The sequence below is a fragment of the Scytonema sp. HK-05 genome (genome assembly GCF_963872035.1).
Taxonomy (GTDB): Bacteria; Cyanobacteriota; Cyanobacteriia; order Cyanobacteriales; family Nostocaceae; genus Kalymmatonema.
The window spans coordinates 67528-89838 of the sequence record NZ_CAWMYC010000001.1 but is presented as its reverse complement, the minus strand read 5'-3'; the positions used below and the strand labels follow the sequence as shown (position 1 = coordinate 89838).

Annotated in this window: 17 protein-coding genes and 1 tRNA gene; 9 read left to right on the top strand and 9 right to left on the bottom strand. The window is 41.8% G+C overall.

Features of this window, described 5'->3' with window-relative positions; genetic code table 11:
- Positions 1–2 precede the first annotated feature (2 nt).
- Together AACT52_RS00390 and AACT52_RS00385 are read left to right on the top strand one after the other, a co-directional pair.
- A complete protein-coding gene (locus tag AACT52_RS00390; RefSeq protein WP_073626168.1) occupies positions 3–944 on the top strand; it encodes a serine hydrolase in 942 nt (313 codons plus the stop codon).
- A gap of 248 nt (positions 945–1192) precedes the next feature.
- Positions 1193–2329: a glycosyltransferase family 4 protein gene (locus AACT52_RS00385; protein ID WP_083629948.1), complete on the top strand. Its 1137-nt coding sequence runs from the start codon at positions 1193–1195 to the stop codon at positions 2327–2329.
- Between the two features lie 34 nt (positions 2330–2363).
- Here AACT52_RS00385 and AACT52_RS00380 read toward each other — a convergent pair whose 3' ends face one another.
- The 5 genes from AACT52_RS00380 to AACT52_RS00360 all read right to left on the bottom strand — a co-directional run bounded on the left by AACT52_RS00380 (position 2364) and on the right by AACT52_RS00360 (position 9157).
- Entirely contained in the window at positions 2364–3356 is a 993-nt protein-coding gene (locus AACT52_RS00380; RefSeq protein WP_233153750.1) for a hypothetical protein, read from the bottom strand.
- Positions 3357–3389: 33 nt separating this feature from the next.
- A complete protein-coding gene (locus AACT52_RS00375; protein ID WP_233153749.1) occupies positions 3390–3890 on the bottom strand; it encodes a hypothetical protein in 501 nt (166 codons plus the stop codon).
- Positions 3891–4351: 461 nt separating this feature from the next.
- On the bottom strand, positions 4352–5374 hold the full coding sequence (locus tag AACT52_RS00370; protein ID WP_073626166.1) for a glycosyltransferase family 2 protein: 1023 nt from the start codon (positions 5372–5374) through the stop codon (positions 4352–4354).
- Between the two features lie 9 nt (positions 5375–5383).
- Positions 5384–6655, bottom strand: a complete 1272-nt coding sequence (locus AACT52_RS00365) for a lipopolysaccharide biosynthesis protein (protein WP_073626164.1) — start codon at positions 6653–6655, stop codon at positions 5384–5386.
- A gap of 159 nt (positions 6656–6814) precedes the next feature.
- Complete coding sequence (locus AACT52_RS00360) at positions 6815–9157, bottom strand: GumC family protein (protein ID WP_233153748.1); 2343 nt, start codon at positions 9155–9157, stop codon at positions 6815–6817.
- A gap of 725 nt (positions 9158–9882) precedes the next feature.
- Between AACT52_RS00360 and AACT52_RS00355 the strand changes: the two genes are divergently transcribed.
- The 6 genes from AACT52_RS00355 (at position 9883) to AACT52_RS00330 (ending at position 16606) form a co-directional block, all read left to right on the top strand.
- A complete protein-coding gene (locus AACT52_RS00355; protein ID WP_233153747.1) occupies positions 9883–11019 on the top strand; it encodes an O-antigen ligase family protein in 1137 nt (378 codons plus the stop codon).
- A gap of 4 nt (positions 11020–11023) precedes the next feature.
- The gene (locus AACT52_RS00350; RefSeq protein ID WP_073626160.1) at positions 11024–11953 is read left to right on the top strand and encodes a glycosyltransferase family 2 protein; all 930 of its coding nucleotides are present in this window, start codon (positions 11024–11026) and stop codon (positions 11951–11953) included.
- 55 nt (positions 11954–12008) lie between these two features.
- Positions 12009–13031, top strand: coding sequence for a hypothetical protein (locus AACT52_RS00345; RefSeq protein ID WP_073626158.1), 1023 nt, complete (start codon positions 12009–12011; stop codon positions 13029–13031).
- A 29-nt stretch (positions 13032–13060) separates the two neighbouring features.
- Positions 13061–13954 carry a DUF6492 family protein gene (locus AACT52_RS00340; RefSeq protein ID WP_073626156.1) on the top strand — a complete coding sequence of 298 codons (894 nt, stop codon included), beginning with the start codon at positions 13061–13063 and terminating at the stop codon, positions 13952–13954.
- 16 nt (positions 13955–13970) lie between these two features.
- Complete coding sequence (locus AACT52_RS00335) at positions 13971–15197, top strand: glycoside hydrolase family 5 protein (RefSeq protein WP_073626154.1); 1227 nt, start codon at positions 13971–13973, stop codon at positions 15195–15197.
- Positions 15198–15442: 245 nt separating this feature from the next.
- On the top strand, positions 15443–16606 hold the full coding sequence (locus AACT52_RS00330) for a glycosyltransferase family protein (protein ID WP_073626152.1): 1164 nt from the start codon (positions 15443–15445) through the stop codon (positions 16604–16606).
- Between the two features lie 91 nt (positions 16607–16697).
- Here the strand turns inward: AACT52_RS00330 and AACT52_RS00325 are convergent, their stop codons facing one another.
- Positions 16698–17486, bottom strand: a complete 789-nt coding sequence (locus AACT52_RS00325; protein ID WP_073626150.1) for a WecB/TagA/CpsF family glycosyltransferase — start codon at positions 17484–17486, stop codon at positions 16698–16700.
- A 1157-nt stretch (positions 17487–18643) separates the two neighbouring features.
- Here AACT52_RS00325 and AACT52_RS00320 point away from each other — a divergent pair.
- The gene (locus AACT52_RS00320; RefSeq protein ID WP_073626148.1) at positions 18644–19528 is read left to right on the top strand and encodes a hypothetical protein; all 885 of its coding nucleotides are present in this window, start codon (positions 18644–18646) and stop codon (positions 19526–19528) included.
- 110 nt (positions 19529–19638) lie between these two features.
- Here the strand turns inward: AACT52_RS00320 and AACT52_RS00315 are convergent, their stop codons facing one another.
- The 3 genes from AACT52_RS00315 to crtB all read right to left on the bottom strand — a co-directional run bounded on the left by AACT52_RS00315 (position 19639) and on the right by crtB (position 22285).
- Positions 19639–20973 carry an ABC transporter substrate-binding protein gene (locus AACT52_RS00315; RefSeq protein ID WP_073626146.1) on the bottom strand — a complete coding sequence of 445 codons (1335 nt, stop codon included), beginning with the start codon at positions 20971–20973 and terminating at the stop codon, positions 19639–19641.
- A 174-nt stretch (positions 20974–21147) separates the two neighbouring features.
- Positions 21148–21239 (bottom strand) — tRNA-Ser (locus tag AACT52_RS00310).
- Between the two features lie 113 nt (positions 21240–21352).
- Positions 21353–22285, bottom strand: coding sequence for a 15-cis-phytoene synthase CrtB (gene crtB, locus AACT52_RS00305; protein ID WP_073626385.1), 933 nt, complete (start codon positions 22283–22285; stop codon positions 21353–21355).
- Positions 22286–22311: the final 26 nt, after the last annotated feature.

The window sequence follows — 22311 nt, the reverse complement described above, 5'->3', positions numbered from 1 at the left end:
CAATGAATTTCTTCAATAAAGACGAACAACTTGAAAATCTTGGTAATGGCATTTTAGAAGCAACTTGGGCAGCATTTCCAACTTTAGCCCGCAACCAAATTGCTTTGACTTGGATTGTCTACGATCCCCCTGTACTAGTAAACACGGGTGGCGCTTTAACTCCAGATGCTTTTTGGAACCACCCAGTCCGTGGTTTCGCTTACCGTGGAGTGGAACGAATTTATCCCGCGAGTGTGGTGAAACTGTTTTACTTAGTAGCGGTTAATGAGTGGCTGCAGAAAGGCATGATTTCCACTTCAAAGGAGTTGGAAAGAGCCATGCGCGATATGATTGTTGATTCCAGCAATGATGCGACGAGTTTAGTTATAGATATTCTCAGTGGAACCACTTCGGGACCAGAATTATCACCAGGACCATTTGAAACGTGGAAGCAGCAGCGCAATATCGTTAACCGCTATTACCAGTCTCTGGGTTGGTCGGATATGGAAACGATAAATGTCTGCCAAAAAACTTGGTGTGATGGACCTTATGGACGCGAACGGGCTTTTGTGGGAGAGTTGCTAGATAACCGCAATATGCTGACGACAAATGCTACCGCCAGGTTGCTACACAGTATTGTTGGTGGTGTGGCGGTGTCGAGTGGGCGATCGCAAGCGATGATGACTTTGATGAAACGCAGTCTTCAGCCCAATGATTTGCCAAAAGATGTTGAAGAAGACCAAGTGACAGGCTTTTTGGGTGGTGCGCTTCCCCAAGAAGCACAAATTTGGTCAAAGGCTGGTTGGACGAGTCAAGTTCGGCATGACGCTGCGTATATAGAAATACCGGATCAGCGTCCCTATCTTCTAGTTGTATTCACTGACGGGAAAGCCAATGCAAAAAACCGCGCTATTTTGCCCTTCGTCTCGCAGGTGGTTGCTGAAGCGGTTGGAAGTTTAGGTTAGTTGCTTGATCATCATATGAACGGGGAGCTGGCATGAGTCGCTCCTCGACCACAAAGCTACTAAGTTAGGATACGAAGTCCCCGAAGATATAGGCTTGGTGAGATTAACTCCTGTTATTTTTCAAATAAGGAACTAAATTTGATGCTAAAGTAATCGCGGTATCAGTAAATCTTTAACCAAGAATATCCAGAGTAAAGTATTCAATTCTGCTTACAAAGTAAATCTACTCAACTAAGTCAACCGTCATCATGAAAATAATTGACCCCTCTAGTGAAGTCAGTAGTACCGGGGCGAAGTCGTCTTGCTACCGTCTCGGTTTAGTCATGGAACAAAAACTTGGTCATATCACACACACCCAAAATCTTGAGCGGTGGCTGAGGGATGATAAGAGCATTCAACCGACTTGGTTGAAGGTGCCTGGTGACGCGGATGATTTTTGGCAGAAAGTCCCTACTATCACCTTAAAAGATAGTGGACGAGCATGGAATTTGGTGAGCGCTGCACTGCGAGAGCAGAATTTTGACTGCTTGTATTATCACACACAAGCGGCAACTCTATTAAGTTTGGGTATTATACAACGTATTCCGACAATCATCTCCCTTGATGCCACTCCAATTAATTTTAGTAGTGTTGCAGAAGTCTACAGGGAGCAGCCGTTACACACTAAGCTATTTGGCAAGCTGAAGTTTGAATGGTTTCGCAGAATATTTGAGAGTGCAGCAGCTCTTGTGACGTTCTCTCATTGGGCAAAGAACAGCTTAGTTAATGACTACGGTATTGCACCGGATAAAGTTACAGTCATTCCTCCTGGCGTAGATCTTTCTTACTGGCATCCAACGGTAAAACCAGCAGCAAAAGATGGTGTGTTGCGGTTGTTGTTTGTGGGAGGAGATTTTGTACGTAAGGGTGGTGAGGTGCTACTAAAAGCCTTCCAGTCAGGATTAAGCGATCGCTGTACATTGGATATTGTCACCAAAGATGAGATCCCTGAGTTAGCTGGTTCTTCTGTGCGGGTACACAAGGGTCTGACGCCTAACAGCCCACAGCTACGACAACTTTATACCGAAGCCGACCTGTTCGTATTTCCGACATTCGGTGACTGCACTCCAATAGTAGTCATGGAGGCGATGGCATCCGGTTTGCCAGTTCTGGCGACGGATGTGGGTGCGTTAGCGGAGCAAGTGGAAAATGGTACAAATGGATTTCTAGTTCCGCCTGACGATCCTAGCGCCATTGTAGAAGCTGTTAGTACTTTGGTAAATAACCCTCAACGCCTCCTTGCTATGGGAGTTGCTAGTCGCACAAAAGCAGAAAAATTTTTTAACGGCGAACATAATTACAAAGCTTTGATAGCTTTAATGAAGCAATGTGCACAGCAGTATTGAGCCACTCCCCCAACTTCTAGTTGGGGGATTCTGGCTAGGAATTCGGATTAACTTTTCGCCCGGACTCCGCACAGACAGCTATCTGGTTAGTCTTTCCTAGCTTATCGGAGAACCGCTCTGGGGCAATCAACCCACTTTCGGACGAGCCTAATTGTTCGCGGTTTAAAGACTCTTGCCACGCCTCCAATAGGAGCGACTCCGCCCCACGATACCCGTCACGGGCATCTTGCAATGACAGTTTATCGTCGTGATTAACATATCTACTCAAATATGCACTAAACAAATCGCGATGCATTTTAATACCCGTTGCATCATGATGAACTCGTTCAGACAGAGATTTTTTAACACGACTACCATCTAAATGAGTTTGAGATAGTGCCGTCTTTTGAGTAGAAAAGGTAATGAATTGACCGCCAGTTTTTTCAACTTTGCGTTGCAACTCAGATTGGACAAATCCCGGAGACTTGGCAGAAATAGCTTTTCCATAACGCTTCTGCCAACCCTTTACAGATACTTTTTCAGTCTTAATGACGTTACCATGCTGCAAAATTTCGTTAACTGTTTTGCGGTTTTGGGATTTAGCGTAAGCAGATTTCTTACGTTGTAACTCACGTTTCTTTTGAGCAGCTTTTTTATAATTTTTAGAACGTTTCCATTCTCGCTTACCCTTTTTGACCTTACCTTTTTTCTTAACAGTACGATGCCCTTTCTTGATTTCAAAATCTCTTTCGTAATTGTCTGGATTATTGACCCGTTGGGAACGCTGCATCTTTCTTTGCAACGCAGCAATCTCATAATCATACGTAGGAACTTTTTCTGCAAAAGGTAATAATCCTGCCTTATTATCTCCAACAAAGGCAATATTGGATATATTTAAATCCAGACCAATTAAAGCATTACTAATGTAGTTTTTCTCTTTTTGGTAAGGTAGACCTTCATTGATAAGTTGTGCGTACCAACGACGTTTACCGTTTAGTTCCCTCCATAATATGCGAACATACTTAACAGGAGATTGCAGCCCATGCATAATTACAGGGTTGTTCTCATCAATAATTGGGCGTCAGTTGAGACTTCCCCAAACTAATTGTTCATTCTTCCAGCGTAATCCTTGCTTATTGGTCTTACCCTCGACAGAACGGAAACGACTCGACACTTTGAATCGAACTTTTTTTGCTCGTCCAAATATGACTCGTTCAGATGCCTTAAATGCTCTTTTAGCAATCGTCTGTTGAGTGTTGGAATCAATCTTGTCAGCAATCCATTTTGATGAATTGGCAACAATTGTTGCATAAGCTTGAAGGTCGTAATCAGAATATCTGTAAGCTTGACGTGCTGCACTAAACGCCTCAACACGCTCTTTTTTGTTAGCTCTTGGTATTTTCTTTGCAGTTTTAAATAACTCGGAATTACGTACTAACTCCATCCTGACCATCGCTTCATTCAAGCAAGCATTGTACAGTTGTCTGGATGCTTCAAATCTCGACAACAACTCTTTTTCTTGAGCACTGTCTACTATCAATGGAATCTCTGTAATGAAAGATGGAGTCTTTTTCCGAGCCATTTAAAATCACCTCCTGTTTTGTTTATCTTAATTTATAAGAATATAATTGTGAACCCAATGGGAGACAAAAATGAAGAACAAGAGATTAAATTGTAGAATAACCGATAGAAGATACTATAAATTACTCTTATTGTCTACAGAATTAGATAGAACTATAAGTAGCATGGTCGATGAATGGATAGATTCATTGCCAGAACCAAAATCAAAATGTCACGGCGAATAAATTCGCACGTGTCGCCTTTGGGCCCCGATATAAATAACGTATGAGCATCAATTCATTTAATTTCTTGACGCTCATACTTCGGGGCGTGACCTCGCATCCCGCCTATTTTAGGTGTGGTTGATTTGGATAGACCAGACAGCAGAAAAATCTGGGGAATATGCAGCTAGCGTACCCCCTTGTTCAAAAAAATTGCTTGCTCATACGTTAGTGGGATGGTTTGTGAGTTATCAATTATGAATTAGGAATTTGATTGAATGCGGCGTCTTTGAGCAGATCCTACGATTTTTAAAGCCATGGACTCTATTTGATGGTAAAGCGATCGCGGCATGAGCCAGAGAAAATAGGCAGCCGCTAAGGTGATCAGCGTACGGCGTGGTTCTTCCAGTAGGATGCCCCAGTAGGTAGATAGAGCTCGATGGGTGAACTCAATAGCTGTTGTACCGTCTTTCAAAGTGACTGCTCTTCGGGCTAAATGCCGCAGTTGATAAGCCATAGCTATCTTTTCCAACTCAGGCATTGATTTTGAAGGTACGTAAGCGTGTGCTTTTTCCAGCATCCTTTCCCAGGACTTTAACTTTTTCATCAGTTGGGCTGAAAATCCCTGAGAATTGACTCGATACAGTGTCAAGGGTTCAGGAATACCCTCAATCAGCCATTTGGTTTTCATCGCAATCCGCAGCCAACATTCCACATCTTCCGAAGGGTGCAGTTGCCGATCATCATCAAAATAAAAGTTTTCTACGGCTCCATAAAGATTATCTTGGAATGCAATATCTTCCAGCGTTTCCCGCCGAATGACTGGTACCGAACCATTCCCAATTGGGGTACGACAAAGCAAATCAAGCGGCGTAATTTCCTTGAGCTTGGTGATCTGATAAATACCTAAAGGTTCCCCTAATTCATCGATAAAAGCAGAACGACAAAAACTCACCCCTACAGCTGGTGAGTTTTCCAAATGTTCAATATGTTTTGCTAGCTTTTCTGGTGCCCATAAGTCATCTGCATCTAAGAAAGCCAAATATTCTCCCTGAGCATGACGGATACCAGTATTTCGTGCAGCAGCTACCCCCCGGTTTTCCTGGCTAATAATTCTAATTCTGTTATCTGTAAATTGTTGACAAATTTCTATACTTTTATCTGGAGAGCCATCATCAATGATGAGCAACTCAAAATTTTTGTAAGTTTGAGCAAGAACTGATTGTACAGTAGCAGCTATATATTTCTCAACTTTGTAAACTGGAATGATAACAGAAATTTTCATAACAAAACCCTATGTCTTTTCAATTCTAGGGAAAACATGACGTGTAGTCCACAATGTAAAAAGAGGCAAGAAGATCAGGTGGACTAATAAGACAGATGTTGCTACCCCAATAATTTGCCCATGAACTCCTATCAAGATTGCAATTGTAAATATTACAGTAAATATAATATTCCAGCGCAGGTCTAGGTAAGGTTTACCAACAGCTACTAGCAACTGGGATGCTGCATCTGCAAAAGGTCGTGGAATTGCCGATAAACAAATCAGTATCACAACTGGTATCGCAGGTATCCACTTGTGACCAAAAACAATTGGTACGTAAAAATGAGCAAAACTAGCTTGAAGGAGAACAAAAGGAACAATGGTAATACTAATTGTTTTTAGACTGCTGAAGTAGGTTCTCTTGAATTCAGACGGTTGGGAACGAACGGCACACAAATGAGGTAAAATTGCTGAATTAATAGCATTGATAAAACTTAAACTAATTCCTAATCCCGCATTAAAACCAAAGAAATATATTCCTAATTCTTTAATTCCTACAAAGCGACCAACTAGTAAATAATCCAAGTTGTTCCTTAATGTTCTTAATAACGAAACACCAAGAATATTTTTCCCAAAATGTAGAATGTTACTCCAATTTTTCGTGGTAAATCCTGATCCTAGCCGCCAAGTATGACCCTTGTAGTACACTAAAGCGTCTACAGGTGCTATTAAAACTGCGGGCAAGACGAATGCCCATACACCCATACCCATAACAGCCAATACTGCAGATAGTATACTAGTACTAATATTTAGACTGGTGTCAGTGATAGCTATAATTTTTAAACGGTTTTCTCTTTGTATCAGAGTTTTTTGGACAACGGATATAGGCCAAATTAAATAAGCAACTCCTGATACAATAATAGGCAAAATAATATCATTAGTTTTATAGAACCAAGCAATAGGGAAAGCAGCAAGGCTCTGAAGAACAAACAAACTGCAAAAAACTACCCAGTTTAACCAATAAGCTGAGTTACATGTAGCGTCTAATTCTTCTTCTTCAGCCTGAATAATTTTTGCGCCTATACCTATATCAGAAAATGTCATTGAGAACTCACGAACTGTCATCACAATTGCTCCCAGACCGTAGTCCTGGGAGGTTAAATACCGCGCACCGATGACGACTAATCCCAAACGCAAGACTCTGTAGATTATCTCTGAGATACTCAGCCAGCCAACATTGCGGATGAATTGGCTGGAGAGTTTTTTCTTAATAACAGTTATCACGGGATTAATGGCTCTCACGACTATTCTTTTAAAGAACAAAGAGTAACATTTTCGTCACTGTTTGCTACTATAGCAGTCCTCAATGATTTCTGAGAATCTCTCTTTTTGCTCTTTTTGCTCTTTTTACTTTTCGTGGTTCGTACCCAAATTTTGACGAATGAATTAGGATTGCTGTAGCTACCGTTCAATGGTATCAGCTACTATACCTAATAGTGAAGCCCGAGCAGCTTTTAATTCTTCCAACGCTTGTTGCAAGCAAGGACGAACTGTTTTACCAAGTCCTGCAACCATCAAAACTGCATCTACACGGTTTGCTAGGATGCTTGTGTCTAAAAGTCCCATGATATGTGGTGCATCATAGATAACCAAATCATAGTTTGTATGGGTTCGTTCGACAAAATTCTCCATTCTTTGAGAAGAAAATAGTTTTGTAGGATTTTCTGGCGTCTCACCAGCAGTCACGACAAAAAGATTTTCTTCTCTAAACGCTTGTGCAACAACCTCACTAAAATCTATACCTTGGGAAAGCACCTCGCTCAGTCCTTTAGTATTGACTAAACCGATTGCATAATGTATCTGGGGATGACGTAAATTGGCGTCTACCAATAGCACTTTCTGACCTGCTTGAGCAGCTATCTTTGCTAAATTCGCTGCTACTGTAGACTTACCATCTCCACTTGTCGCTGATGTGACTACTATTGAGCGGATAGAAGCCTCAGACTTGAGACAGTTTATCCTGTTATAAAGAGAGCAAAAAGCTTCTGTAAAAGCAGTTGTTTTATACTCCTGAGTTTTTGCTTTTACAGTTGGCAAAAATCGATTTTTGCCTTTTTGATGTGCAGAAGCTAATTCTTTATCAGTTTTAGAAATCGGGTGTTTGACTTCTTTGTGATAAGGAATAACCCCAAGAATTGGCATTTTGGTGGCACGTTTCGTTTCCTCAGGATCATGAAAAACGTTTTGCCAATTCTCGAGCATGAAAGCAGCTAGAGTTCCTAAGAGTAAACCTGCAACTGTTCCCAAGGCAATGTTGCGCTCAGTATTCAATCCTAGTGGTACGAGTTCACCCATTTTGTTTCGTGGAAGTGTCGCTGGCATAATCACTTCCCAGGGGACATCCTGTTGAGCAGCGTCTACCCGCAGTGCTTCTTGCTTGGCTAAAAGCTGGTTGAGGGTATCGGTAGAAACTTGCAACTCCCTTTGCAAATTGGCGTACTGACGTGAAAGGGCTGGATATTGCTGAATTTGTTGATTAACCTCTAGTGTTGCTTTGTTATTAGCTTGCAGGCTGGTTTCTAAGAGTTGAATTTGGTTACCGCTATCAGCTAGTTGTTTGATCAGCTCACGCCGAACTGAGTTTTGATAAACTCCTACTTGGGAATTAGGCGCGGTAGGGGAAGCGTTGCTTCCTAATGCCAGTTTTGCTTCTTGCTGGACTAAAGGTAGCAGTTTCTGTCGTTGTTCGCGCAAATTCACCATTATTGGGTTGTTTTCAGTCACACGAGCTGACTCTATGGCAATTTTTGTTTCTATCTCTCGTAGACGAGTAAGTGTTTGCTGATACTGCGGTGATTCACTCAAAGCTGATGCTGCGATCGCTGTATTTTCTGACATTGCCAACTGCTTTTGCAAAGAAGCAGAAAGTGACTTCAACTCAGCCAGCCTTCGCTCAGTTTCTATGCGCTGTGCTTTGAGTTGATCAACTCTGTTGAGCAGTTGTTGCCCTTGAAGTTCAGGATTGAACATACTGTGCTTCTGTTGAAACACTTGCATTTGTCCTTGAAGTGTATTCACCCGCAGCCGCACTTTAGGAATCTGCTGCTCAACGAATTTTATTCCCTGGCGTAAGTTCGTCTGCTGCTGTTCTTTACTGTAGTTTTGATATGCTTCTGATACCCGATCCAAGACATACTCGATTTTTTTCGGATCGGATTCTCGATAGCTAACCTCTATGACTCTTGATAGCTCCTTACCTTTGCCTAGGCGGTTGATATGTAGCGTACCTACTTGCTCAGGAGACACTTTGCCAGACGCACCACTGGCAACAAGTTGGTCATAATTAATTTCTGGATACCGATTTTTCAGGTCTTTAATAACTGGATTTATCAGCTTTGGGCTCTTCAAAACCTCGACCAAAGCCTGATAATCCAATTCTGTTTTATTGTATTTGGTAATATCGTTGACATTTTGCTTCAGGGTTTCGGATAGTAAAACCAGTAACTCACTATCGGCACTTTTTAGAGGTTCAACTAATATCTGAAACTTGCCTTCATATTTTGGAGTTCGAGTTGCGGAGAAAGCAACAGCCAGCGTAGTGAGAATAACTGTTGTACTAGCAATCAAACCTATCCGACGACGTAAAACAGAGAAAATCTGATTTAAACCCGTACCTTCTTCTTCGCTTTCTGGTCTTCTCCAGAACAAAGACGGTTCTCTCAATACAGCGTTGGGATTTCTCAGTTGCTGCAAGCTTTGTTCCTTAGTTGGCATCTGTTTCCCATTCAAATCTGTTGAATACATGATTGTGTCAATCTATTTCCTAGATGCTGATTTTTGCCAACTTGGCATAAAAATAATCGGGATAACTATCTGTATATAGTGTTGCGTTTGCTAGAACGTACGGTGTTTTAAGGATAGTACAGCTAATACCCTGGAAAATGCGGTTATAGAGGCTGTTATAAACTCTCTACCCGAATTTTCTATAGGTTATGTTAGTTCTACTTCGGCAAAGGACTTCCTGCTTCAGGGAAGAATCATACCAGATTTTTGCTAACTTTCGATACCCCCAACATATCTTGCTACGCATATCATACGTTCTTCTTTACAGAAAATTCATAAAAATAATCTTACTAATGAAGGTTGAGTAAAGTCACAAATTAGGGGAAAATACAAAATTCTTTCTTTGGGCATATCCGTGTGAGATATTAGATGGGATAATCTTTCTACGGTAGGTTTTTTTTAGATCCTAAATTGAATTCAAGAAGTACTTTTTCTGCCCCAAGAATTTTCTTTGTACAACGGTTAGCTATTGGAATGAATATAGAGTTGTCATGCATAGACTATCAAGGATAACCGAAAAGGTTTTTGTTGTATTTACTCTTTTTATTTCTACAACAGCCTTGATACCTATTCTTTTAGAAAAGGAAGATGATGCGGCTATAAGCCAAGACCCGTACACTCCAATCCTTTTTCTCGGAATCTACATAGTCACACTCCTCCTGATTATTCAAAGGAGGAAGAGTTTTGTGCGCATTGCACAGAAGAACATTTGGATCTGGCTACTCGTGGGAATTGTCATCGCATCAGTATTATGGTCAGTCGCACCGGACATTACACAGAGGCGTAGCTTCCTTCTGTTAGGGACAACCCTGTTTGGGGTATACCTAGCTATGCGCTACACCTTGAGAGAACAACTACAGTTATTAGCTTGGGTATGCGGCATAGTCATAATACTGAGCATTTTGTTTGCCATAGCACTACCATCTTATGGTTTGATGACCTTTCAGGAAGGAGGTGCTCACGCGGGAGCTTGGCGAGGTGTCATAACGCATAAAAACACCTTCGGTCGCTTGATGAACTTAAGTGCGGTAGTCTTTCTATTACTCGCCATTAGCAAACCTATCGTTCACCGTAAACACCGTTGGGTTCTGTGGGCTGGTTTTGTTCTATCAGCAGCTTTAATCCTACTTTCAACTTCAAAAACAGCCCTAGTTGTTTTTCTGACCATGATGCTGCTTTTGCCATTATACAGGGCTTTGCGAGGTAAATATACCAAAGTAGTCCCTTTTATCATTGCTATGGTACTTGTGGGAGGAAGTACGTCTACATTACTGATAGATAATTTGCCAGTTATAGCAACTGCATTGGGTAAGGATTTGACTCTTACAGGACGCACAGATATATGGGAAGCTATGCTCGAAATCATCTCGGAACGTCCCTTATTTGGCTATGGATTTAATGCCTTTTGGCTAGACTGGGATAGTGAAGTCACAGCTTACGTTTGGAAGCGGCTTGAGTGGGAATGCCCTAACGCTCATAATGGCTTGATGGATTTGTTCGCGGAATTGGGTCTGTCAGGATTAATAGTCTTTTTCATAAGCTATGTGAGCGCTTGCATACGAGGAGTCATTTGGTTACGGATGACTAGAACACCAGAGGGGGTATGGCCATTAATGTATTTGTCCTTTTTATTGATGTACAACATCACAGAAAGCTCTCTTTTATCAACTAACAGCATCTTTTGGATATTATATGTATCAATAATTTTTTCAATGGCATTTGAGTGTGAACAAGCAAAACTCTACAGATCTGCTGGTTCTTATGTATACGAAGAATGGATTGAGGGAGAAGCATCGAATCAACAAAATTTTGAGTTGAGGTGAGAGGATGTTAATTTCTGTGTGCGTGGCAACTTATCAACGTCCTGAAGGATTAAAACGCTTGCTCGATGGACTCAATCAACTCACTTTTAGTAAGTGTGAAACTCCAAATTTGGAGGTGATTATTGTTGATAATAACTCAACTGGTTCTGCGAGTTCAGTTTACTATGAGAAAGTGAACGATTTCAAATGGTCGCTGAAATACTGCATTGAACCGATTCGTGGTATTTCCTACGCTCGAAATAGGGCGATCGCCTCTGTGAGCAAAGAAGCAAACTTTGTCGCTTTCATAGACGATGACGAGGTTCCCGAACCATCTTGGCTGGATGAGCTTTTATTTGTTCTGCAAAAGTATAATGCAGATGTCGTAACTGGACCTGTTTTACCCCACTTTGTTGACCAAGATGTCCCGGATTGGGTTGTCAAAGGGAAGTTCTTTGAGCCGAACCGTTACCCTACAGGTGCTCTGCGCCATGTTGCGTTTACCAACAATGCCCTTGTCCGCTTTGAGGTTTTGAGCAAAATAGATAAAATTTTTGACGAACGTTTCGCTCTCACTGGTGGAGAAGATTCCCACCTTTTCATGCGCCTCTACCATATGGGGTATAAAATTGTGTGGGCAGACGATGCTTTGGTTCATGAATGGATACCTAAAAATCGCACTAACATAAAATGGGTTTTGCGACGGGGTTATCGCACTTGGAGTACCCACAGCTTTTGTGAAAAAGAGTTTGAGCCTTCAATTCAAGTGCAAACCGTACGTATGGCAAAGGGGAGTGGACTGATTCTTTACGGAATCTTCCTTTTGCTACTATCGATTATTTGGAGCCGTCATATGTTTATCAAAGCTCTGCTACAAATCTGTAGGGGAGCAGGCACTTTTTCAGGTTTACTTGGAAGGCAGTACCAAGAGTACAAAACTATTGACAGTGTTTAATGTTTAATATCTAGCTTTAATCGCTTCAGAATGAAAAGTCCTAGAAATGAGAGATATGAATAACCATTCCCCTGTGACTCTACAAATCAGTTTAGCACCTACTGATTTGCCTCATGCCATTCATATTTTGCCCCATCAGCTTCGGCAGTTGGCAGGACAGGTTGATGAAGTTTTACTGACCTTGGATCTGCATCGTAGCCGGGGACGTTTTTCTGAGGGGTGGAATGAAAGGCTCCCCAAGCTGCGCCAACTCATTGATGAGTATCGTGCCAAATACTCTAACGTATATTTGCAAGAAGTAGATTACTCTCCTGAAGTGATGGCTCAGGTTGGCTCTATGTTTTTTAACACAAAGTCAGTCCCAACTAAAGACTGTCGGGGTGGTCCGTTTTATTCATATTTTTTTGGATTATATGCTGCCAAACATAACTATGTCTTCCATATAGATTCTGATCTGATGTTTGGTGGTGGTTCTTGTACTTGGGTTGCTGAGGCAACTGAGCTGTTAACTCAACGGAGTGACATCTTAATTTGCAGTCCACTACCTGGAGCGCCAACTTCTGATGGTCAATTAAAGTCCCAGACTGCCGAAAGAGAGCCATTAAATTCTTTAGCCTATAGATTTTCCAATTTCAGTTCACGGCTATTTCTCATAGACAAGCAACGTTTTACTTCAAAAATTAAACAGCTATACTTAAAAGCTCCTTCTGGACGCAATCTCCTCAAAGCTTGGATTGAGAAGAATCCACCTTACGAATTGCCGGAAATCCTTTTTACCCAGGCAATGAAAAGACACTCAATGTTGCGTATTGACTTTTTGGGTCAAGAACCTGGACTATGGTCTATTCATCCTCCTTACCGGTCAAAACTGTTCTATGATAAACTTCCCGAAATCATTGAGCAAGTTGAGTCTGGCAATATTCCTGAAGCTCAGCGTGGAGATTACGATGTCAATGACAGTTTAGTAGATTGGACAGAGGTTCGCATAGCTTTACAAGAAAAATACTGGTGGAGGAGATTGAGAAATAAAGTTTTTCAAAATTCGCCCTTCCCTAGGACTGATAAGAAATTTAGCTGAGATACTATGCGCCGCCTAAGGGGGTTGAAATGAAAACATTTGACTTTGCCATTATTACTCCGAGTTATGCTCCAGACTTTGAACGATGCCGGCTATTGTCCTGGAGCATTAATCAGTTTGTATCACCTGCTGTAACCCATTACATCATAGTAGACCGTCGAGATTTACCGCTTTTCCGTCAGCTACAGGGATCGCACACAGAAATTATTACTGTAGAATCCGTACTACCTTGGTGGATTCAACGCATTCCTTTTTTAAAAAATGGCTGGCTGAGTCTCAAAACTCTTCCCGTTCGCAACTGGCTGATCCAGCAAATTGTCAAAATCGCAGTCGCTCAATACATTGATGCAGATGTTTTGGTGTTCGTTGATTCCGATACGGCATTTGTACGCCCTTTCAACCTACAAAGCTTTATCCGTGAAGGTAAAGTCCGGCTTTTTCGAGAACCGGCGTATCATGTGGAAGCACATTTTCGGGGGCATGAAACTGCGAATAAGCTTTTAGGCATATCTGATATAGACTACCCAGCACCAGGTTACATTGGCAATGTGATTACTTGGAGACGTGACAATGTTTTCAAGTTGTATCAGAAACTTGAGAGTACTTCTGGAAGAGGGTGGATTGAAACTTTAGCAAATTCATGGCATCTTTCTGAGTACATACTGTACGGTGTCTTTGTTGACCATTTTTTACAGGAGCAGTCGGGGCATTATTACGATGCACAAAAGATTTCCCATGACTACTGGACTCCCCAACCCATGTCAGATGAGCAGTTACAAAACTTTTTTGCCACAATTCCTCCTGAATATGTAGCTGTCATGATATCGGCTAAAGCAGGCATACCTGCTGAGCGATATCAATCTCTTGTGAAGTCAATAGCTGAAGGTAATGAGCATTTCACCGAAGTCAACAGGTTGAACTGAGAGTAAAGTTTTAACTATGGCTAAAATTTTCTGGCAGTTGAGATGGAATAACCTGTGGTCTCGAGCTTTACGAAGATTTCTCAAATATACAACAGTAGGCTGGGCGGTAGTATTGCTTTACACACTTTTTAGCTGCTCTTTACCGCAGTTCAATCAGCATTTTGACATCTCTACAACTGAAGCTGCTACTACTATTGTCCCCCCTTTATCTACTCGCGGTTCTCGGATTGTTGATGCTAAAGGTCGCGTGGTTCTGTTGCGTGGCGTCAACTGGTTTGGTATAGAACTAAAAGAGCATGTTCCTCATGGATTGTGGGTTAGAGATTACAAAGATATGCTCGCTCAGATGAAAAGTTTGGGCTATAACGTCATCCGCTTGCCATATTCCGTACAAGCACTGCGTTCTCGTAATATGAGTGGTGTTAACTACTACATTGGTGCAAATAAAGATTTACGTGGCAAGACTCCAATAGAGGTTATGGACATAGTTATTCAGGAGGCGCAGCGTCAGGGGTTGTTTATTCTTTTAGACAGTCACCGCCTCATCGACGAGCGCGAATCGGAATTGTGGTATGGTGAGGGCTTTACCGAGAAGGACTGGATAGACACTTGGGTTCTTTTGGCAAAGCGCTATAAAAACCAAAGCAACGTTATCGGAGCGGATCTCAAGAACGAACCTCATGGTCGTGCTACTTGGGGAACAGGTAACTTCGCAACTGACTGGCGGCTTGCTGCAGAACGAGCTGGAAACAAAATTCTCAGTGTGAACCGTAATTGGCTGATAGTGGTGGAGGGAATAGAGAAACCTATGCCAGGGGACAAATTGTCAACCCACTGGTGGGGTGGGAATCTAGAGGGCGTCCGCAGATATCCGGTGCGTCTGAAGGTGCCCAGAAAGCTCGTATACTCTCCTCATGAGTACAGCGGTACTTTTCAGTCGTGGTTTTCAGAACGTACATTTCCCAAAAACTTATATCAACGTTGGGAACTCGGATTTCACTATATTGCGACTCAAGGTATTGCCCCGATTTGGATTGGTGAATTTGGTGGAAATCAAGTAGATACCAAATCTAAAGAGGGGATTTGGCAGCGGGAGTTAGTTGATTACATTGATAAGAAAAAGCTTAGCTTTACCTACTGGTGCTGGAATCCCAACAGTGAAGGTACTGGAGGCATTCTGCTAGATGACTGGAAAAGTATCAATACTGACAAGCAGAAACTTTTGAGTAAGGTGCTGCGTTGACGACTAAGCGAACGGCAGCAACAATAATGAATTGTATTTTTTTTGACAAGTTTTTAGATTAACATCTATTATGTATCCCACATTAGGCTGAAATTTGGCGTTGCTGAATCAAATAATGATGCTAATAAGTGTAAATTGTTTCTCTCGCTGCGTAAAACCCTAACTAACCTCGGATAAGTTTACAAGGGTTCAAATCAGAGTCGTCCTATTTCATACTTCAATTCTGCAACGCTTAAAATTGTATTATGTCTCAAATAACTCGAGAAAATTCCTTCTCCAAAGGTTTATATCTTCGTTCAAATAAAAAACCACGTATTTTAGTGGTATCCATGCGGGGCTTGCACTTAGAAGCCTATCGCTCTGCTGAATATGAATTTGAAGATGCTATTTTTAATTTTGACTATGCTGATATACTCACTCCTGAGTTAGCTTCTGGTGTAGTCAGTACACTCAATAAAAAGCTGACAAACTATACAGCAAGAGCTCTAGGCAAAAGTAAACTTCTCTCTTTAGGTTGCATACCCTCCATTGTAGATAGAGAGTACGATTTATTATTTTTTATCTGCCAACGCTTTTGGGATTTCGCTTGTATCAATTCGATTAAAGGATGGCAAGAAAAATGCCGTAAATCTGTTTTATGGATAGATGAAATCTGGGCAAAAGAGATTGGCGAACATAAAAATAGACTTTATTTTGAACTTGTGAAAGATTTTGATTATATTTTTACAACACAAAGTTCTAGCACTGAGGCTATTGCTAATTGTGTTCAGCGTCCTTGTTATTCTTTACCTTATGCTGTCGATACTATAAAATTTTGCCCTTACTTACAGCCACCTCAACGCTCTATAGATATTTATAGTATTGGTCGCCGTTCACCGATAGTACACAAAGCTTTACTGGAATTGGTGGAACAGAAAGGTTTTTTATATCTGTTTGACTCTCTGAAAGGTTTACAAATGATGGATTATAAGGAGCATCGAACCTTATATAGTAATTTAATTAAGAGAAGTCGTTACTTTATCGCTAATAAGGCAAAATTTGACACTATACATGAAACAGGTGGTCAGGAGGAGTTAGGCTCTCGCTTTTTTGAGGGAGCAGCAGGGGGAGCTGTCATGATTGGGACTCCTCCAGTTTGTGAAGCTTATAAAACTTATTTTAACTGGTCTGATGCAGTGATTGAAATTCCTTATGATGCTGCTAATGTAGGCGATATCATAACTGAACTTGATGCACAACCCGATCGCCTCAATAGAATCCGTAAAGATAATGTGATTAACTCTCTACTACGTCACGACTGGGTATACCGTTGGGAAAAAATTTTAGAGAAAGTCGGACTTGATAGCACACCAGAAATGTTATCTCGAAAGGCTGACTTAGGAAAATTAGCTGACATGGTAAACAGTTAATATTAAAGCTGTAGGATGCGTCACCGAGTATGACGCATCCTACATATTTCAGATGCGTTATACCCGTGACGCATCTTACTTATTTCAGTACCTAGAATCTGTCAGCAATTTGCCAAATCGGGTTGCTGTTCTTGTGTTCCTTGGTTATATATAGGTTGAGTTTTTGTTTCAAAATTAGTACTAAAAAAGGAAGATCATCTACCAAGTATCTTTTCCATAATCTTTTTGGTTCACATACAATTCTAAACAACCACTCTAAGCCAACTTCGCTCATCCATTTTGGAGCTCTTTTCAAATTTCCTGCTTCAAAATCAATGGTGGCACCCAGTGCCATGAATATCTTTATATGCGGTAACAGGCTCTTGTACTTGTATAGCCACTTTTCTTGCTTCGGGGCACCAACTCCTATCACTAAGACAGTGGCACCAGAATTATTAATCATATTCACTATGTTCTGACACTCTTCTTCGTCTTTCTCAAATCCAAAAGGCGGAGAATATGAGGCAACAATAATATTTCTGCCTATTTTCCTATTGATTTCATTTTGAGCTTTACTGGCAACTCCTTTACCTGCGCCCAAAAGAAAGATTTTGATGTCTTCATTACGCCTGTGATAATTATAGAAAGCAGGAAACAAGTCAGAACCTGCAATCTTTTCTTTGATTGGCGTTCCTAAAAATTTAGACGCATAAATCAGTATTTGGCTATCACAAACCTTATAATCGCTAATACTGTACGCCTGCAAAAAATCCGGGTCTTTTTGTAGTTTAATCAGATGGTCAACATTCGGCGTAAATACTACCCCAGATTCCAATTTATCTAAAAATTCTGCCTTCGACCAATTGTCAATTTCCAGGTTCAGAATTTTAACTTTGTTCATGGCTTGCACGCTTTAACTTATATCTAACTTTCGGTTGATTTACAGAACAGTAGACAGGAAAACGAAGAGCATATTGATAGTTCATTACCACCCTGATTTCACTATTTTCATCCTATTAATGTACAGCACCTATTCCGCAGCAAATGAACAGTTTTAAAACTAACTTAAATGGAAATTATAAACTTTTAAAAGATTTGGCATCGCCCTAGAGCACTGCGCACCGCGCGCTCGCTCGTTAAGCGGTTTGGCAAAGCTTTATCGCCTCCGCTGCGCTTTGCGCTATCAAGATATTTTTTGACCACCAGAGAATCAAAATACTTAATCAAACTGAACTTTTATATAGCCGATACAATATTTGAGAGCCAAGTCTCTAAGGGAGGAGTTTGCTCTTGCTCTTGATTTTATACACGTATTAACGGCTTGTTTAAGCGGAATTCTCCAGTGCAATGCCTACAAATTGAATGACTAAGTGATAACTTATCATGGAAATATGAAGAATAATAGTCACTTTACGAATTTTTCATGAAAAGGTATAGGTTATTCAGTACATATACAGTCACTATCAGTCTAAAATTTATTGATATTACAGATTTTGACTTCATTTTGGATACTGCTTAGTCATATATGAAAATTGTGTAAAGCCATCATGAAGAGTTTAATGTGCTTTTTCGCACATTAAACTACGATAAATTTTTCTAGATAATTACCGTATAGGTTATATATGCTGTGCGCTTAAAGACTTTTGCGCACGGCGCTTTTACCAAACTCAGTCGTTAGAGCCAATCGGATAAAGAGCTAAAACACAGTACAGCCAAGCTTTCTACAATACCCAGTCAACTAGATTTTTAGCTTGTGCAAACTAAAGTTGAAGCGTAGAGTTTGCCTTGATTGCTTTAAATTCTTGTTGGCTATGGTCGTAGCAACATAGCATTTATTGCCAGATTCGCCTATCTCCTAGCATATAGATATTTTTGTCATCTGTCAAACTAAGTATATATTTTTTTAATTTATTATTTGAAAATTTTCGTGAGTTTAGTCAAATTGAGGATGTAGGAATTGATTTTTTAATGTTAAATGGTGAATATTGCCAAAAGTAGGCTAAAAGCCAGAGAAAGCGTGATTTATTGAGTGAGGCAATATTTTTTGAGGAGTGAATTATGAATACTATTATTTCTCGCAAGAATGTATTTGTGTTGCTGAGTGTATCAGCTATGGCGGTTCTGGGAAACAGCTTATCTGCTAGTGCGCAAACGGTAGATACCAAAAGCACTCAGCAGTTAACCGAGTCTTCCGGAACTGAAGCGTCTTTTAATCAGGTAAGTGTTGAAGTAGAAAATTTCTACCCACAAGCCTTTACTCCGACTCCGGTAGAATTCACTGTCGCAGAAGATAATTCAGCGCCAGTGTCAAGTATAAACCAGTCGCAACAACTGTCAACTAGCACGCACCAGCAAACTGCCAAGAGTGTGGTAAAGCCTGTTCCTGGGACAACAGCAACTTCATCTGCGGCACTTCTTGCAGATCCCCAAAATGCCCAGAATGATGAAGCCCCAAAACCATCTGCTTCTAAGGTGGCACAATCCGATATCAATATCGATCCAGGCAGAACAACCCGTGGTGGCTCAAGTTATATCGGAATAGCAGGAAATATCGGTCTGGGTGGTGACTCTGCTCTAGGCGACGCTAATTTTATGGTTATCAGTAAAATCGGGTTGACAAATGCTATATCGGTGCGTCCAGCGGCAGTGATCGGAGGCGATCCTGTTATTCTACTTCCGGTCACTTATGACTTTTCATTTAACCAGTTATCAGACCCGTTTGCTGAACCGTTACCTATTGCTCCTTACATTGGAGGTGGCGCAGCTATTAATACAGGTGATGGTACTGAAGCCGCTTTCCTACTAACTGGTGGAATCGATGTGCCTATAACGCCTCAATTTACGGCAACAGCAGCTGTAAATGCGGCATTTTTTGACGATACCGACATCGGTTTGTCGATAGGAGTTGGTTACAACTTTGGCAGTTTGTTTGGTGGCTCGTAAAAGGTTTGGCTCGTAAAAGGACATTAAGTAGAGACGTGTCCAGGCGAGCCAGCGCCCTTTGGAGGGTCTCCCTCGTGCCGGCTCTGGCGTCGCGTCTCTACACTTAACTTTTATTTCGTTGGGCTAACTTTGTCAATCGTCTTGATTTTGCCGTCGTCCCCAACTTCCCACACATCGTAGATGCCGATGACATCACCGTTCTCGTCAACATCTACGTTGCCACTGGCTCCTTGGTAGTTAATATCTTTACCTTCTTTGAGTAACTTTAGTCCCTCACAAACATCAGTCACTTCTGTCCCAGGGGCATTGGCAACTTCACGAATTTTGCTGGCTATGGCAACACCTGTATTTTCTTTGGCGGCTTGTGCTGCTAGCACTAGTAAGGCGCTGGCGTCCCAACCTTGAGGAGCAAATTCTCCTGGTGGAGATCCTCTTTTGGACTGCCAAAGTTTTGTAAGTGCCTCTAATGCTTTGCCGTTGGAACCCGGTACTGTGCCGATAACTCCAGAAACGATATATTTACCGTCATTGGTTTTGCCAACTTGTCCAGGAAACTCATTTGACTTCATGCCATCTGTCAGCATGACTTGTACCCCTTGCAGCAAACCTTGTTGGTAAGCTGCTTTTAAGAGCAAACTACCTGTTTCTACATAAAAAACGCCAAGGACTGCATCAGGCTTACCAGCAAAAGCAGCAGATGCTTCAGTTTCAAATGTGGTTGCTTTCGGATCGTAGCGGATGGGATTGTTTTTATTAACAACGGTTCCCCCCAATTTTTCAAAAGCTTGGACAAATGCTTTTTCAAAACCTACACCATAATCGTTGTTAATGACGACGGTGGAAACTCTTTTATAACCTCTTTTATTAGCGAGTGCGGCTAAAGCTGGTCCCTGATAACTATCAGGTGGAACAGTACGTGCCCAAAAGCCATTATATTTACCTTGTTTCGCCTGTTCGGTAAATACAGGGCTAGTACTACCTGGAGAAACTAACATAACTTTATTTTGGGCAGCAATTGAAACAGCAGCAGTAGTAACGCTGCTGGCAAAAGAGCCAACGACACCAGCAACCCTATCGACAGTTGCGAGTTTGGTCATACCAGCAGCACCGCCTTTGGGATCAGTTTGGTCGTCTACCGCTACAAGAGTCACAGGTTGACCGTTGACGCCGCCGCAAGCGTTAACAGTTTCCACAAGGAAGGGGATTGATGGTATAATCTGCTGTCCGATGGAAGCCAGATCCCCAGTTGCTGGTAGTAGGGAACCAATTTTCAACCCATTGCCACCGCCACTGGTCGCTGTTGTCGTTGAGCCTGCGGGGGTGGCACTCCCTGCATTACCATTACCAGCTGCATTATTTGGGGCAGTGTTGTCACAAGCGGCTGCCAGGAAGCCAACTGCCAGGGTAGCCAAAGCTAGACCCAAAGCAGTATTTATCTTTTGCATATATTGACTTTTACTCCTCTTTTTTTTAGCAGCCTAAAAGTAAAATTCAAATTTGATGATGAATTAAATTCTTTTATGGCTCCAGAAAATAAATAATAACATCCCCCTAGAGGAGTAAAAATGTTTCTCTAATCTACCCCTACAGCGTTATTTTGGTTTTTTCTGCTTTGTTAACGGAGAAGGAGGGATTCGAACCCTCGGTACAGCCTTACGAACTGTACAACGGATTAGCAATCCGCCGCTTTCGACCACTCAGCCACCTCTCCAAGGTCATGGTTAATAATAGTATCAAACTCTAAGTTTGAATGTCAATACCTATGTGTCGCTTGTCATTTGTCATTTGTCATTTATCGGGACAAATGACAAAATGACCACTTCTTTATAGCACTTGTGCCCGCAACCATGCTACTGGCAAAGTGCCTAATTTTTGCAATTTGGGCACGTAGGCACGCTGATTGAACACATCATAATCGTTGCGTTCAATAACTTTAAGAATTCGACTGTAATGCATTAGAGCCGCCCATACAGGCAATCGTGCATCGGCAGACAGGTGACTTATTCCCTTTTCAGCCTTGGCGTAAAACTGGCGCGTGCGTGCTATTTGGAAGCGCATCAGCGCCCGCCAGCGCTCATCCACCACTCCTTTTAACAAGTCTTGCTCAGTGTAGTTAAACCGTGCCAAGTCTTCTTGAGGAATGTAGATCCGCCCCCGTCTTGCATCCTCGCCCACATCCCGGAGGATATTGGTGAGTTGACTGGCAATTCCTAAAGCAATTGCTTCTTCTGTAGGAATGTAGGGCTGTTTGTTCTGGTTCCAGGGAGTAGAGTTTTGGGAGGTCTCTACCCCCATGACTGCTGTTGACATCAAGCCTACAGTGCCAGCGACGCGGTAACAGTAGAGGTATAACTCGTTAAAGGTTTGGTAGCGACTGCGGTATAAATCCATGCGCTGACCGTCAATCATATCCCGAAAGGGCTGGATATCCATCGGGTTTTGGTGGAGGGTATCCACCAATGCAACATCGAAACTGTCTACTGGGCGTCCCGCAAAAATGGATTCCAGTTGCAGCTCCCATATATCCAGAGTTTCTGGTGTGGTCATGGTAGCCACAGGACCATCCACCAGTTCATCTGTACGGCGACACCAAGCATAAATTGCCCAAATATGCTGGCGCTTTGCCTTGCTCATCAGCAGTGTGGCAAGGTAAAAAGTCTTGGCATACTTTGCTGTGAGATGGCGACAAAGTTGATATGACTCGTCTACAGAGACCAACGTTTTCATGCATGGGGGAGAATCAGGCAGTTGCAGCATTCGTTGCAGGCTGAAGGGTTTGCGTT